Here is a 13,911-nt window from a genome sequence, read left to right as displayed (position 1 = left end):
GTTGCCGATGGCCTGCATCTGCAGCAATGCCGGCTGCCCAAGCAGACTGTCCAGCGACAGGTTGGCATCGGCCGACAACGCGATGATGTCGAACACGAAACCCACGCCATCGATCTGCTCGACGCCATTGAGCGACTCGGCCACCAGCAAGTCGCTCCCCAGCGAGGTGCGCAGCTGCAGCAGGCGCTGTGCCTGCCCCGGTGCCGCAAGCGCGGCGAGTATCTTGGTTACGGAATCCATGATCCATCCCCGCATTCATTAGCCCAGTGAATTCGACTGGAGCGATCCATCGTCAGCATAGATCAGCGCAAGCACCGTATATTTCACCCGGGCTGTACCCCGGGTGGGCATTGCGTCGCACACGTCATATGTCACACGTTTCCAGCTGGGTGATAGCTCTCCGCGCATGGCACCGAAGAGCAGCCCGGTGCACCTGCCGCTTCTGCGGCGGGTGCACCTGAGGGCCTCTATCAGGCCGACTGCGTAATACGTTCCAGCTGCAGCTTGGCACCTTCGTTCAGCAGCAGGCGGTAGTCGCGGCCGCCAGCGGTGATCGAGACTTCACGGGCATTGCTGACCAGCTGGTTGGCCTTGCCCTGCGCGGGTGCGTGGGTCTGGATGCGCCAGGCGCCACGGCTGATCTGTGCGGCCAGGTTGCGGGCATCCTGGCGGGCATCGGCGGCGGCACCGTGCAGCAGCTCGACGATGTGCTCCGGGCGCAGGCGGTTCCAGGCGCGCACGTTGTTGGTGTCGCGGGCCAGGCCCAGTTCCAGGCTGCCACAGTTGGCAATGGCCTTGGCGCGGTTGAATCCGTAGAAATCCATATTCGTATCTCCTTTCCAGTCGACAATCAGGACAGCTTGTATTTGAAGGCGCCGTTCTTCCCTGCGGTCACCTTGATGGTGTTGATCCGGTTCCCCTCGGCCATCGCCGCCAGGACGCTTTCCGCGACCTCCGGCAGCAGCGTACCGTTGAGGATGTGATCAACATTGCGTGCACCTGAATCCACCTCGGTGCAACGCGACAGCACGGCCTCGACCAGGCTGTCGTCCCACAAGAACGTGGCCTTGTGGTTACCCGCCACTCGGTCGCGGATGCGGCCGAGCTTGAGCGCGATGATCTGGGCCAGCACGTCGTCGTTGATCGGGAAGTACGGCACGACTTTCATGCGGCCCAGGAACGCGGGCTTGAAACTCTTCATCAACACCGGGCGCAGGGCTTCACCCAGTGCGTCGGCAGTGGGGATCTCCTCGGCCGGCTTGTTCAGGCAGGCCTGCATGATCTGCGAGGAGCCAATGTTGGAGGTCAGGATGATCAGGGTGTTGCGGAAGTCGATCTCGCGGCCTTCGGCATCGTCCATCTGCCCCTTGTCGAACACCTGGAAGAACATCTCCAGCACGTCCGGATGCGCCTTTTCCACTTCATCCAGCAGGACCACGCTGTAGGGGTTGCGGCGGACCGCTTCGGTCAGCACGCCACCTTCGCCGTAGCCCACGTAACCCGGGGGCGAGCCCTTGAGGCCGGAAACGCTGTGCGCTTCCTGGTACTCGCTCATGTTGATGGTGATCAGCTTGCGCTCACCGCCGTAAAGGATGTCGGCCAGCGCCAGCGCGGTTTCGGTCTTGCCCACGCCGGACGGGCCGACAAACATGAACACACCGCGCGGCTTGTTCGGGTCTTCCAGCTTGGCCGTGGCGGTGCGCACGCGCTGGGCGATGGCCTCCAGCGCATGGTCCTGGCCGATCACGCGGTCGACCAGCAAGGTGCCCAGGGTGCGGACCGTGCGGATCTCGTCCTTGACCATCCGGCCCAGCGGCACGCCGGTCCAGGCCGAGACTATTTCGGCCACCACGCCACCATCCACCTGCAGCGGCACCATCGGGGTGTCGCCCTGCAGCTGGCGCAGTTCGGCCAGCAGGCGGTCCAGTTCGGCCTGCTGCGGCGACACCGAGGCTGCGGCGCCCTTCTTGCCACGCGCCGCAGGTTTCTCGGCGGCGACGGCGTCAGCCGGGGCTGCCTCACTGCCAGCCGCCTCGGCACCGCCATTCTCCATCTGCTGGCGCAGCTGGCGGATCTGGTCGGCCAGGGCACGCTCCAGCGAAAGGCGCTCTTCATTGGTGGCCAGCACGGCCCGGGCATCGGCCTGCAGCTGCTGCAGTTCGCCCAGACGCTCGGCATGGTGGTTGGCGCCGCCGGCGGTTTCGCGCTGCAGCGCGGCCAGCTCGGCGTCCAGGCGATCCAGGTGCTTGCGGGTGTCTTCGATGATCGCCGGGGTGGCGCTCTGGCCGAGTGCCACCTTCGCGCAGGCGGTGTCGAGCACGCTGACGGCCTTGTCAGGCAGCTGGCGACCGCTGATGTAACGGTGCGACAGGCGCACCGCTTCGGTAACGGCTTCGTCCATCACGCGGATGTTGAAGTGCGCTTCCATCAGGCCGACCATGCCGCGCAGCATCGCGGCGGCCAGGGCTTCGGTGGGTTCTTCCACCTTGACCACCTGGAAGCGACGCGCCAACGCGGCGTCCTTCTCGAAGTACTTCTTGTACTCGCTCCAGGTGGTGGCCGCGATGGTGCGCAGCTCGCCACGGGCCAGGGCCGGCTTGAGCAGGTTGGCGGCGTCATTCTGGCCTGCCGTGCCACCCGCACCGATCATGGTGTGGGCTTCGTCGATGAACAGGATGATCGGGTGCGGGCTCTTCTTGACCTCGTCGATCACGTTCTTGAGGCGGTTCTCGAACTCGCCCTTGACGCTGGCACCGGCCTGCAGCAGGCCCATGTCCAGGGTGTGCAGCTCCACGCCCAGCAGCACGTCGGGCACGTCCTTGTCGGCGATGCGGCGGGCCAGCCCTTCCACCACGGCGGTCTTGCCGACGCCGGCCTCACCGGTGAGGATCGGGTTGTTCTGGCGGCGTCGCATCAGGATGTCGATCACCTGGCGGATCTCGCCGTCACGGCCGATCACCGGGTCGATGCGACCTTCGCGGGCACGCTCGGTCAGGTTGGTGGTGAACTGGTCCAGCGCCGGCGTCTTGGACAGCCCGCCCTTGCCGCCGTCCACGGCCGCAGCGGTCTCGCCGCCGAGGTCACCCTCGCCTGCGCCCGCATCGGCGTTGCGCACGGTCTGGGTAGCTTCCTGCGAGCCCTCGGTGAGCTTGGCGAAGTCGTGCTTGAGCTCGTCCAGCTTGAAGCGCACGAACAGCTTGGAGCCGCGGTAGGCCAGCTGCGACAGCTCCGGCTCGGTCATCAGCGCAAGCAGCAGGTGGCCGCTGCGGATGCGGCTGGTCTCCGAATCCAGCGAGGCGATCAGCCAGGCGTGTTCGAACAGCTTGGGAATGTGCTGGGAAAACACCGGGGTGCGGCCGTTGCCGGTCTTGAACTGGCTGATCTCGTCGGAGAGGTCGCGTTCCAGCGCATCGGGCGAGATGCCGCAGCGGCGGGCAATCAACACGAAATCGCTGTGCGGCTGCTCCAGCAGCGCCAGGAACAGGTGCTCCAGATCAACCTCGTAGTTGCCGCGCGACATGCACAGGTTGGCGGCACGCTCGGCGGCCAGACGGCAGGTATCGTCCAGCTTGCTGATCAGGGTCTTGAGATTGATGCTCATGCGGGAAAACGCGCTCCTTGCTGAAACCTGTTGATGAAGGGCAGCGGCCGGTCAGCCCTGCCCCGACCTGTTCATTGCAGTGTATGGATGCCGTAGGTGGTGTCCGAACGCGGGCCGTCGGCGGCACGCGAGCACATGTAGCTGTCCCAGCCCAGCCGCGCGCCGACGCCGGCACCCAGCCCGGCGCCGCGCACGTCTTCCTGGCGCAGCACCAACCGCACTTCGTATTCCAGCGTGCCGCCGGTCAGCAGCGACAGCCACTTGGCCAGCGCCTGCTCGGCGCTGCCGCCGGGCAGGAAATCATCGAACTGCTCCCGTCGCAGCGGGCCGATGCTCAGGCGCATGCGCAGGTCGCGCTGCCAGACCCGGTCGCCGGCCAGCGCACTGGCGCCGAGCGTGGCGTTGGCCTGGCCCAGGCGCGTGGATTGCCCGGCCGGCACCCGGTACCAGGCACCGACGAACTGCTCCAGCGCCAGCGGCACCTGGAAGTAGTCGGCCAGCACCCGCTGCATCAGCGCCGCCGACACCGGGCGTTGCCGCACCGCGCCGGCGTAATAGGCAAAGGCCTGATCGAACACGTCGCCGTGCCCATCCACCAGCCGGTCGCGCAGTTCGTTCATGCCCATGCCGAACAGCGACATGATCAGCGGCAGGAAGCGCTCGCGCCGGTCGATCTCGTACTGCAGGGCCAACCGGTGCTTCTTCCACGCCGCGTAATGCAGCGACACCGCACGCGTGGAGAAGATGTCCAAGAACGCGCGTGCCGTGCGGTCGCGATCGTACAGCTCGCGGATCTGCAGGGTTTCGGTGTAGTGCAGCGGCAACGCACCGGAGGTGCCCAGCAACCCCATGAAATGCGGGGTCAGGTGCACCTCGGCCAGGGTCTCGTGCTCGAGCGCGTGGTCGATTGCCGCGGCGTCTTCCAGCTTGTCACCCTTGAGGCTGTACGCCACGCATTCCGAGCTCAACTCGGTGGCCGGAAAACCCAGCGACAACGGGTTGCGGAACCGCACCCGCATGGGCACGGCCTGGCCTGCCTTCACGCCCTGGCGCTGGAACACCTGCTCCAACAACCGCGCCGCCTGGAAGAACTCGAAGCGGTGCGGTTCGGCGAGCAGTTGCTGGGCTACGCCAGGATCGATTCGCCGCTTCGCGCCGGGCATCGGACGATCTCCTCACCGCTGTCGCTGGAAACCAGCACCAGCCGGGTGAAACTGTTGGCATGCACGTACAGTGCAAAGAAGTGATCCATCACCTGGGCAAACGCGGCAATGCCGGCGCCCACGAAATGGTTCTCGTTGATGGTCAGGCGGATCTCCAGGCCGCGTACGACCGAGGCAAACTGCTTGCCGGACATCCAGCTGGTCACCGGGTGCTGCTCTAACGCCAGGATGCCGTCGATCTGCCGGGCCGAGACGTTGTTGCCGGACAGGTCGTACAGCCGCAGCATCTCCTTCAGCGCGGTCAGCCCGCTGCCGGTCAGCGACAGCTGGTTCAACGACAGATGCGAAATCAGGCGCCACTGGGCGTTCTTGCCCTGGCGGAAGCGCAACGGCCGGGTCGGCTTGCGCAGCAGGCTGATGGCCCGCGCGGGCGTGCCGCCTTCCAGGGTGAGATCGCCGCCGACCACGCCATGGGCCAGGTGGCTGGGCAGGTCGCGGTTGCTGCAGGTCAGCTCCAGGCTGACGGTGTCGGTCTGCGGGAGGGTCGGGTTGAAGGCCAGGTCGACGAAGCTGATCTCGGTTTCAAAGCCCGGGCTTTGCCGCGCGATGTCCTCGTCGCGACGCGACACCCAGTACTGCCCGGTGCGGTCCGGGTCTTCGCCGTGGTGCAGCGAATAGAACGGACGGAACGCCTGGATCACTTCGCCTTGTGGCGTCTGCCGGATGCGGTGCACCGAGTCGATCGAGTACACCTCGTAGGCAAACGCACGCCGCGCATCGGCCAGCACCGCGTAGCTGACCGTGCGATGGGTCACGCGGATCGGCTCGCCGGGCTGGGTGAACAGGTTGACGATCGGCGTGCAGCCCAGACGCACGTTGCTGGCGCTCAGGTCCTCCAGGACCAGCTGGTTGCCACGCTCGGGGGCGCTGGCCTGCAGGATCAGGTGCAGGGTGAAGCTGCGGCTGGCGCCGGCGGTGACCGGCTTCAGCAGCAGGTCGACGAAGCCGAATTTTTCCGGGTAGGCAAACAGCTCGGTGAGCAGGCGATAGGCCGGGTGCGAGCGCGCCGGGAAGTCGACCAGCGATTCGTCTTCGGTGAAGCCGACCTGGCGCAGCGGCACCTCGTCCAGACGACGCCAGCGGCCGCTGTTGTCGGCCTCCACATAGGCCACCTTGACCCCGAGCGCCAGGGCATCGCGCAGCGACGCGCGCAGCGAGGGCTCACCGTCCAGGAACAGGCGCAGGGCGTCGGTGCCCAGCGTATCGAAGCTGGCCTGGTCAGACATCAGGCGGAAACTGAGCGACACCTGCGCGCCGCTGCCGGCCGGCAGGCTGGTGGCCATCGGCGCTTCGGCCACGCCGCGGTAGACCGCCGACTGCACCGCAATCGGTGCCAAAACCACATCAAAGGCGGTACGGAAACGGCAGGACACACCGCGCACCGGGCGCGACTGCAGGGCCGTGCCGCGCGCTACGGTGATCGGGGCGCTCAGCTTGGACGACACCCCGTCCATGTCGAAATGGGCGATCGAGCACGACGGGAACGGCCGCAGGTAGTGCGGATACAGGACGTCCAGCAGGGCGTCGGTGAATTCGGGGTAATCGTCTTCGATGCGCTTGGAGACGCGTGCACTGAGCAGCGCGAAAGCTTCGATCAGGCGCTCGACATGCGGGTCCTGGCTGCCTTCGGCATTGAGCTGGAGGCGACCGGCAATCTTGGGGTAGCGATCGGCGAACTCGCGGCCGTAGCGGCGCAGGTAAGCCAGTTCGCGTTCGTAATAGGGCAGCAGATCCTGCATGTCAGCTGGTCGCCTGCTGGCGACGGGTGCGGCTGACCTGGTACTGCAGGGTCGACGGCTGCAGCATCGCATCGAAGCTGACCGGCTCGCGGGCCGGCTCCAGATCGAGCAATGCGTTGATGGTGAAGTGCAGGCCGCCACCGAACTGCGAGCCAACCTCCAGGCTGACCCCCACGTTCTTCAAACGGCGCTCATGGCGGGCCACGGCCTGCTCCAGCGAGCGGCAAATGGCGGCGCGGTCATAGGCGTTGGCCAGGCTCATCGCGGAAAAATCCGCCAGGCCGTAGGTCAGCAGCGACTGCTTGCAGTTCGGGAATTCGGCCATGTCTTCTTCCTGGAACGCTGCACGTGAATTGAGCAGGCCTTCCAGGTCGCGGGCGATCGATTCCTTGTACTGGTCCAGCGATATGGACTTGAACACATGCCCTCCCCCATTGGACTTGGGGGCATCGTCAAACAGTTTCTCGAGCAAGCTGGGTTCGAGTCCCTTCATTGGTCATTCCGGTCTGTCTGCGTCCCTGCATCATGCAGAGGGGCAACACGCGCTGCGGCCGTTCCTGGCCACTCCCGATGTACTGCCAGGTGATTTCAGACTGCGATGGCGCACAAGGCGCCATCGCAGCGACACTACATCAAACGGCGTAGTTGGGAATGTTCTTGGTTGCACTCCACTGCGCCACGGCCTTGCCACCAACGCCGCCTTCCGGCTTCTGCTGCTGGTAGGTCCACTTGATCGCACCAAAGCTCAACTGAATCACTTCCTGCGGCATCCCCTCGGAATCAACCGTGGTGGTGACGCGGTGAACCAGGACGTTCAGCAGCTCGACCGTGTAGTAATTGATCGCGTTGCCGTCCTTGTCAGCGCGCATGAATTCAATGCGAGCCTTCGGGAAGGTGGTGCCATTGCTGGCCGCCTGGTTCAGGGCAGTGGTGGCGAGATCGATCGTCTTGGTGATTTCGATCGGCGACAGATTCACACGAGCTGCGGTGGTGCCACCCGAGGTCGACGCGGTGGCCGAACGCGGCTGCAGCAGATCCTGCGAGAAGGACTGGATTTCAATCCAATCCTTGTGCTTGTCGTCGTGGGACTCGCCCTTGATGGTGTCGATAGAGAGGAAAGCGTGCTGCATATCTGGTCTCCTAAGTTCCGGTCTTCCGTGAGATTGGGTGCCGGGATCGCTCCCGGCGGTTCAGGGGGGTTTAACCCTCTTGGAAAAACGTCGCTGCAATCAGGGCATCCGCCCCTTGGCGCTACAGCAACATCAATGCGTTACGACTTTTTTGCAGTTGCCGGCAATTCGGCAACCAATCGCAACGAAACAGACAGCTCATCGAGCTGGAAATGCGGCCTGATGAAGGCCACAGCGCGGTAGACACCGGGTTTCCCCGGCACTTCCGAAACGTTCACAGCGGCTTCGCGCAGCGGGTACTGGGCCTTGGCTTCCTGGGAGGCGTTGTCGTCCAGCAGTACGTACTGCGAGATCCAACGGTTCAGGAACTCCTCGACGTTGCCCGCCGAAGCGAAGCTGCCAATCTTCTCGCGCATCATCGCCTTCAGGTAATGGGCAATACGCGAGACGGCGAACATGTACTGCAACTGGGCAGACAGGATCGCATTGGCATTGGCCGAATCGGTGTTGTACTTCTTCGGCTTCTGTGCCGACTGGGCGCCGAAGAACGCGGCGTAGTCGGTATTCTTGCAGTGGACCAGCGGAATGAAACCGAGGTCACTGAGTTCTTTTTCGCGGCGATCAGTGATCGCCACTTCGGTCGGGCACTTCAGTGCCACTTCACCGTCGTCGGTGCGGAAGGTATGGGTGGGCAGGTCTTCGACCAAGCCACCGCCTTCGACGCCGCGGATGGCCGCACACCAACCGTAATCCTCGAACGCGTGGGTGAGACGCGCGGCCATGGCATAGGCCGTGTTGCACCACAGGAACTTGCTGTGGTCGGCGGCGTCCACTTCCTCGACGAAGTTGAAGCCTTCGACCGTGGTGCCATCCTTCGGGTTGTACGGCAGGCGACCCAGGAAGCGCGGCAGGGTCAGGCCGACGTAGCGGCTGTCCTCGCTTTCACGGAACGACTTCCACTTGGCGTATTCGACCGTGTCGAAGATCTTCGCCATGTCGCGCGGCTTGCCCAGGTCGGTGAAGGTCTCCAGGCCAAACATGCCCTCGGACGCAGCCGAAATGAACGGCGCATGGGCGGCAGCAGCCACGTGCGACATCTGCTCGACGAAGTACATGTCTTCCGGCTGGCGGCCGATGAAATAGTCACCGACCAGCGCACCGAACGGCGCACCGCCGAAGGTGCCGAATTCTTCTTCGTAGACCTTCTTGAACAGCGCGCTCTGATCGAAGTCGATCGCCGACTTGAAGTCCTTGACCAGGTCCTTCTTCGGCGCGTTGAAGACCTTGATCTTCATGTTCGGGCCGGTGGAGGTCTGCTGGCACAGGTAATGCAGGCCGCGCCAGGTGCTTTCCAGCTGTTGGAACTGCGGGGCATGCATGACCGCGCTGAGCTGCTCGGAGATGATCCGGTCAATCTCGGCGATGCGCGCATCCAGGGTCAGGTTGAGGTTGTCGGACACCACCACGGTGCCTTCCAACACTTCCTTGGCCAGCTCGGAAATAATGTCCTTGGCACGCTGGTGCTCGGTCTCGGACTTGGCGACCTTGCTCTTCTCGACGATCTGGTCGAGCAGGCCGATTTCCTCGACGGCTGCGGCCGACTGTTCGGCTACACCGGTAGCTTCTGCTGCCATGGCTTATTGCTCCTTGCCCGTGCCCAGCTTCTTGAGCTGTTCGGTGTTGTTCAGGACATCGGTCAGCAGGTCTTCGAGCTTCTCGTTGCCGGCCAGCTTGTTGCGCAGGTCGGCCAGCTTGGTGCGCGATTCCAGCAGCTTGCGCAGCGGTTCGATCTGGTCGACCACCGATTCGGGGCGGAAATCGTCGATCGAGTTGAACTTCAACTCGACGCCGAACTCGCCGCCGCCATCACTGATCTTGTTGGCGACGCGATAGACCGCGCGCGGGGCGACGCCTTCCATCACTTCGTCGAAATTGTCCAGGTCGACGTTGACGAACTTGCGGTCCTTGACCTTGGGCAACGGCTGTTCCGGGTTGCCGCTCAGGTCACCGAGCACGCCCACCACGAACGGCAGCTCCTTCTGTTCGATCGCATCACCCTTTTCCACGTCGTAGGTCAACTGCACGCGCGGGGGGCGGATCTTCTGGAGCCGCTTCTGAATACTGTCCTTCTTCGCCATCGGTGTCTCCTGACTGGGGGCGTTACTGCGTGCGGATCAGTTGCCGCCGAGGTTCTGGAAGGGATCGCCGCCGTTGGACGACGCCGGACGTGCAGCAGGCGCGGCAGCAGGTGCTGCGGCCGGTGCGGTGGTGCGACGGGGGCCCGTGCGACGGGCCGGCGTGCGCGGCTTCGGCTTGGGATCTTCAAGCACGGCATCGCCCATGGTCTTGCGCAGCGTGTCAGCCAGGGTCTTGGCTTCCTTGCGCGCGGTTTCCGATGCCAGTGCGCCGCGGCCCTGCAGGCGCGTCAGCGAGGTGTTGGCGATGCGGAAGCCGGCCACGGTGATCACGCCATCGGCGACCAGGTCGTCCGGATCGCGCTGCAGCACCTCTTCGGCGGCAACGATGGCACGTGCGTACTGGCCCTGGTCGAACTGCAGCTGCGCGATGCGCACCCACGGTTCCTTGCGGGTCGGATCGGCGCGCGCGGCGTCTTCAAAGCTCTTGATGGCGGCTTCCGAACCCACCGTGGTGACCTGCGTCTCCGCCGTGGTCATCGTTGCATCGTACGGAGGCACCGCGCCTTTCTTCGGCGCCGACGAACAGGCCGCCAGACCGGACAGCAGTGCCATTGCCAACAACGGCCGATAGACAGCCTTCCCCATTACCTTCACTTTCATGCCAATCCCTCATGGAAACTTCTAAAGGTGAGTCCGGTCCCCGCCGATACAACACACGGGATTCCCTTCCCTTACCGCCGCAAGTGTACAACTGCAAATACGCAGGGGTATAGTGAAGCGCATAGAGTGTTTCAATGCAACGTTGCCGTTTTTCACACTGTCTTCCGCGATCTTGACGTACATGCGGCTTCGCAACGCCCCGCTGACCACCATCCCCAACCCTCCGTCCGAGAATGCATGAAACCCCTCATGAGCCGAAATTTCTGCTTAGGGCGTCACACTCTTATATGTCTTGTCACGGCGATGTCATTGTCATTGACCGGCTGCGCGAGCGGCGGGCTGGGCAAGGCCATGGACAAGACGCTGCAGGCGGTCGGGATCCGTGATGCGCAACCGGAGGCCCCGCCGGTCGTGCCCCTGCGGCTGCTGGCCGGCATCAACCTCAACGCCGGCAATGACAAGCGCGCCACTGCCGCGGTGGTGAAGGTCTACCACCTGCGCAGTGCACAGCGCTTCGAGCAGGCCCCCTTCAATGCCTTCCTCGACCAGAGTGGCGAACAGGCCGCGCTGGGTGCAGACCTGTTGTCGGTCAACGAGATCGTGCTGACCCCGGGCAATCGCCAGGAGCTCAAGGAACAGTTGAGTGAAGGGACCGCGGTGCTGGGTGTTGTCGCCCTGTTCCGCGCGCCGGCAGAAGGCCGCTGGCGATTCGCGTTCGACGGCAAGCACAAGAACCTGGCCAACGAAGGTATTACGGTGGGAATCCATGCCTGCGCACTGACGACTGACAGCCAGGCCCTGGTCACACGTGTGTCAGGGGACCCGGGCAGTCTCGCTTCCGTGCGCTGCGTCTCTCCTCGTTGAAGATGCCTGCATTCTGACGTCAGATTCCCGGCATGCGGTAGTATTGTTGAGTAGCCGGGCATCGAAAACGTGATGCATCTCGCACTTTCACATTCCTGTCTTGGGAGTGTGTGTGGAACCCTAGTGTGTATCGGGCGGGGTTGGCCCGAGATTTCCAAGGATTGAAATGTGGCATATGTAAGCAGGATGTCCAAAGTTCTCTGGGGTGAAGGCCTGTTCCTGAGGCCCCAGCATTTCCAGCGCCAGGATGCGTATCACGAGGCGCGTCTGCAGGACCTGTCACTCACGCTGCACCCCTATGCCTGGGGCTGCCGTCGCGTGCGTTTCGATCCGCAGGCACTGGGCAGCGGCACGCTGCGTCCGCTGGACATTTCGGCCGTGTTTCCCGATGGCGAGAGCTACGACGCGCCGGTGCACGACGCACTGCCCGATGCGCTCTCGCTGAAGGACCTGCCGCCCGGCGTGCAGTCCACGGTGATCCACCTCGCACTGCCGTTGCTGCGCGATGACGGCGACAACTGCGCCGATGCCGAGTCGAGCCAGCTGGCACGCTATCGCCAGATCAATCGCGGCGCCAACGACCTCTACACCGATGCAGTCGAAGCCGAACTCGGCTTCCTCGGCAAGGCGGTGAAGCTGCTGACCGACGAAAACCCGCGCGATCCGTATTCCACCGTGGCGCTGGCGCGCATCCGCCGCACCTCCACCGGTGGGTTCGAGCTCGACGACGAGTTCATCCCGCCGTGCGCGCACCTGGAAGCCTCGCCGACCCTGCATCGGGAACTGCGCGGCATTCTCGATTCGCTGCAGGCCAAGGTGGACGCGCTGTACGGCCTGCACCGCGAACCGTCGAAGAACATCATCGAGTTCCGCTCCGGCGACATCGCCTCGTTCTGGCTGCTGCACACGATCAACTCGTCGTTCAGTTCGCTGGCGCACCTGTACCACCATCCGCAGCTGCACCCCGAACGCCTGCACCAGGAACTGCTGCGCATGGCCGGGGCGATGCTGACGTTCTCCAATGCGTATGCGCTCAACGATCTGCCGCGCTACCTGCACGCGCAGCCAGAAGCCGGCTTCCGGCAGCTGTTCGAGATCATCCGCACGCTGCTGGATACGGTGATCTCGGCGCGTTACTTCAAGATCGCGCTCAACGAGGTCAAGCCGTCCTACCACCTGGGCCGGCTGGACTCGCAGCGCATCGATGGCGACGCCTCGTTCTACCTGGCGGTGTCGGCCGACGTGCCGGCGCAGGAGCTGGTGCAGACGGTGCCGGTGCGCTTCAAGATCGGCGCCCCCGACGACGTGGAGAAGTGCGTGCTGTCGGCGCTGCCCGGCGTCAAGCTCACCCACGCCAACCAGGTGCCGGCCGCGATCCCGGTGCGTCCGGGCAGTCATTACTTCGAACTGGATACGCGCGGAGCGCTCTATGAGCGCATGCTCAAGTCGCAGTCGCTGATGGTGTACGTGCCGTCCGGTATTGCCGACCTCAAAATGGAACTTGTTGCGGTGACCTCATGATGAATTCGCCCCTGCCCCCAACCCCGGGCCCGATGCCCTCGCTGAGCTCGCATGGCGGCCTGGCTGCGCCTGCCCCGCAGGCGGCCAATCCGCAGAGCCTGCAGGATCTGATGGCCGATGGCTTCTACCTGCTGCTGCTGCTCAAGCGTGGGCAGCTGCCGTCCGACGGTGAAGCGTTCGTGTCCACCGTGCAGAAATTCCTGGACGGCGTGGAGCGCAACGCCAACCGCATGGGCATCGCCTCCGAAGACGTCTACGCAGCCAAGTACGCGTTCTGCGCCGCGGTGGACGAAGCGATCCTGTCGCAGCCGTCGTCGCTGCATGAGTCCTGGGAGCGCAACCCGCTGCAGCTGCGCCTGTTCGGCGAGCACCTGGCCGGTGAACACTTCTTCGACCGGCTTGAAGAGCTGCGTCGCCAGGGCGCCCCGCGGCTGCCGTCGCTGGAGGTGTACCACTTCTGCCTGCTGATGGGCTTCGAGGGCAAGTACCGTCTCGAAGGCACCGAGAAGCTCGGCTACCTCACCGCCCGCCTGGGCGATGAGATCGTGTACCTCAAGGGCAAGCGCCACGGCTTCGCGCCGCATGCACTGCCACCGGACAACGTGCGCCACAGCCTGCGCCGCGTGGTGCCGCTGTGGATGCCTGCGGCCCTGGTGGCCGGGTTCGGCCTGCTCGGCTTCTTCGGCCTGCGCTTCTATCTGGGTCACGAAACCCAGCAGCGGATGGCGGCGTACAACGATGTGGTGCAGATGCCACAGCGCACGGCGCACATCACCATCACGCTGCCCTGAGCCACGCACTATGGGATGGGCCCTGGCGCGTCAGGGCCCATCCCCGCAGTTTCGGCACGCCGCCTTGCAGTGACGTACCGCGTGCCGCACACCGCTAATTAGAGATATTGGTCACAGTTTTCACCGTCGCCGGTTCGCTATCCCACCATCCGGCGCGGTATGCAGCACAATTCGTGGATTCCTTCGCCTGCCGTGTAGCAGGTCACGTCAGGGGGCGTGCTGGAACCAGCGGTGAAAGGACCTG

General features: G+C 64.4%; 13 protein-coding genes. 3 read left to right on the top strand and 10 right to left on the bottom strand.

What is annotated here, in order from left to right; genetic code table 11:
• The 10 genes from AC1DCJ_RS15680 to AC1DCJ_RS15635 form a co-directional block, all read right to left on the bottom strand.
• A partial coding sequence (locus AC1DCJ_RS15680) for a hypothetical protein (RefSeq protein ID WP_478071358.1) occupies nucleotides 1–240 on the bottom strand: 240 nt, incomplete at its 3' end.
• A gap of 230 nt (nucleotides 241–470) precedes the next feature.
• Entirely contained in the window at nucleotides 471–824 is a 354-nt protein-coding gene (locus AC1DCJ_RS15675) for a hypothetical protein (RefSeq protein WP_137189654.1), read from the bottom strand.
• Nucleotides 825–850: 26 nt separating this feature from the next.
• The gene (tssH, locus tag AC1DCJ_RS15670) at nucleotides 851–3,601 is read right to left on the bottom strand and encodes a type VI secretion system ATPase TssH (RefSeq protein ID WP_478071357.1); all 2,751 of its coding nucleotides are present in this window, start codon (nucleotides 3,599–3,601) and stop codon (nucleotides 851–853) included.
• Nucleotides 3,602–3,672: 71 nt separating this feature from the next.
• On the bottom strand, nucleotides 3,673–4,764 hold the full coding sequence (gene tssG, locus AC1DCJ_RS15665) for a type VI secretion system baseplate subunit TssG (protein WP_038687998.1): 1,092 nt from the start codon (nucleotides 4,762–4,764) through the stop codon (nucleotides 3,673–3,675).
• Entirely contained in the window at nucleotides 4,728–6,563 is a 1,836-nt protein-coding gene (gene tssF / locus AC1DCJ_RS15660; protein WP_478071356.1) for a type VI secretion system baseplate subunit TssF, read from the bottom strand. The genes tssG and tssF overlap by 37 nt, the downstream gene beginning before the upstream one ends.
• Nucleotide 6,564: 1 nt before the next feature.
• Entirely contained in the window at nucleotides 6,565–7,056 is a 492-nt protein-coding gene (gene tssE / locus AC1DCJ_RS15655; RefSeq protein WP_128097832.1) for a type VI secretion system baseplate subunit TssE, read from the bottom strand.
• A 139-nt stretch (nucleotides 7,057–7,195) separates the two neighbouring features.
• Nucleotides 7,196–7,693: an Hcp family type VI secretion system effector gene (locus AC1DCJ_RS15650; RefSeq protein WP_038687991.1), complete on the bottom strand. Its 498-nt coding sequence runs from the start codon at nucleotides 7,691–7,693 to the stop codon at nucleotides 7,196–7,198.
• A 140-nt stretch (nucleotides 7,694–7,833) separates the two neighbouring features.
• Nucleotides 7,834–9,327 (bottom strand): type VI secretion system contractile sheath large subunit, encoded by a 1,494-nt coding sequence (gene tssC / locus AC1DCJ_RS15645; RefSeq protein WP_038687990.1) that lies wholly within the window; start codon nucleotides 9,325–9,327, stop codon nucleotides 7,834–7,836.
• Nucleotides 9,328–9,330: 3 nt separating this feature from the next.
• Nucleotides 9,331–9,831, bottom strand: coding sequence for a type VI secretion system contractile sheath small subunit (gene tssB / locus AC1DCJ_RS15640; RefSeq protein ID WP_038687988.1), 501 nt, complete (start codon nucleotides 9,829–9,831; stop codon nucleotides 9,331–9,333).
• Between the two features lie 36 nt (nucleotides 9,832–9,867).
• Nucleotides 9,868–10,491 carry a tetratricopeptide repeat protein gene (locus AC1DCJ_RS15635; protein WP_478071355.1) on the bottom strand — a complete coding sequence of 208 codons (624 nt, stop codon included), beginning with the start codon at nucleotides 10,489–10,491 and terminating at the stop codon, nucleotides 9,868–9,870.
• Nucleotides 10,492–10,794: 303 nt separating this feature from the next.
• Between AC1DCJ_RS15635 and tssJ the strand changes: the two genes are divergently transcribed.
• The 3 genes from tssJ (at nucleotide 10,795) to icmH (ending at nucleotide 13,667) form a co-directional block, all read left to right on the top strand.
• Nucleotides 10,795–11,355 carry a type VI secretion system lipoprotein TssJ gene (gene tssJ / locus AC1DCJ_RS15630; protein WP_241658901.1) on the top strand — a complete coding sequence of 187 codons (561 nt, stop codon included), beginning with the start codon at nucleotides 10,795–10,797 and terminating at the stop codon, nucleotides 11,353–11,355.
• Nucleotides 11,356–11,541: 186 nt separating this feature from the next.
• Nucleotides 11,542–12,876 carry a type VI secretion system baseplate subunit TssK gene (tssK, locus tag AC1DCJ_RS15625; protein WP_038687986.1) on the top strand — a complete coding sequence of 445 codons (1,335 nt, stop codon included), beginning with the start codon at nucleotides 11,542–11,544 and terminating at the stop codon, nucleotides 12,874–12,876.
• Nucleotides 12,876–13,667, top strand: coding sequence for a type IVB secretion system protein IcmH/DotU (gene icmH, locus AC1DCJ_RS15620; RefSeq protein WP_038687984.1), 792 nt, complete (start codon nucleotides 12,876–12,878; stop codon nucleotides 13,665–13,667). The genes tssK and icmH overlap by 1 nt, the downstream gene beginning before the upstream one ends.
• The last annotated feature ends 244 nt before the right edge of the window (nucleotides 13,668–13,911 follow it).

This window comes from Stenotrophomonas sp. 10N36, from assembly GCF_056395005.1.
Note: the sequence above shows the minus strand (reverse complement) of the source record. Positions and strands in the feature narration are given on the sequence as shown.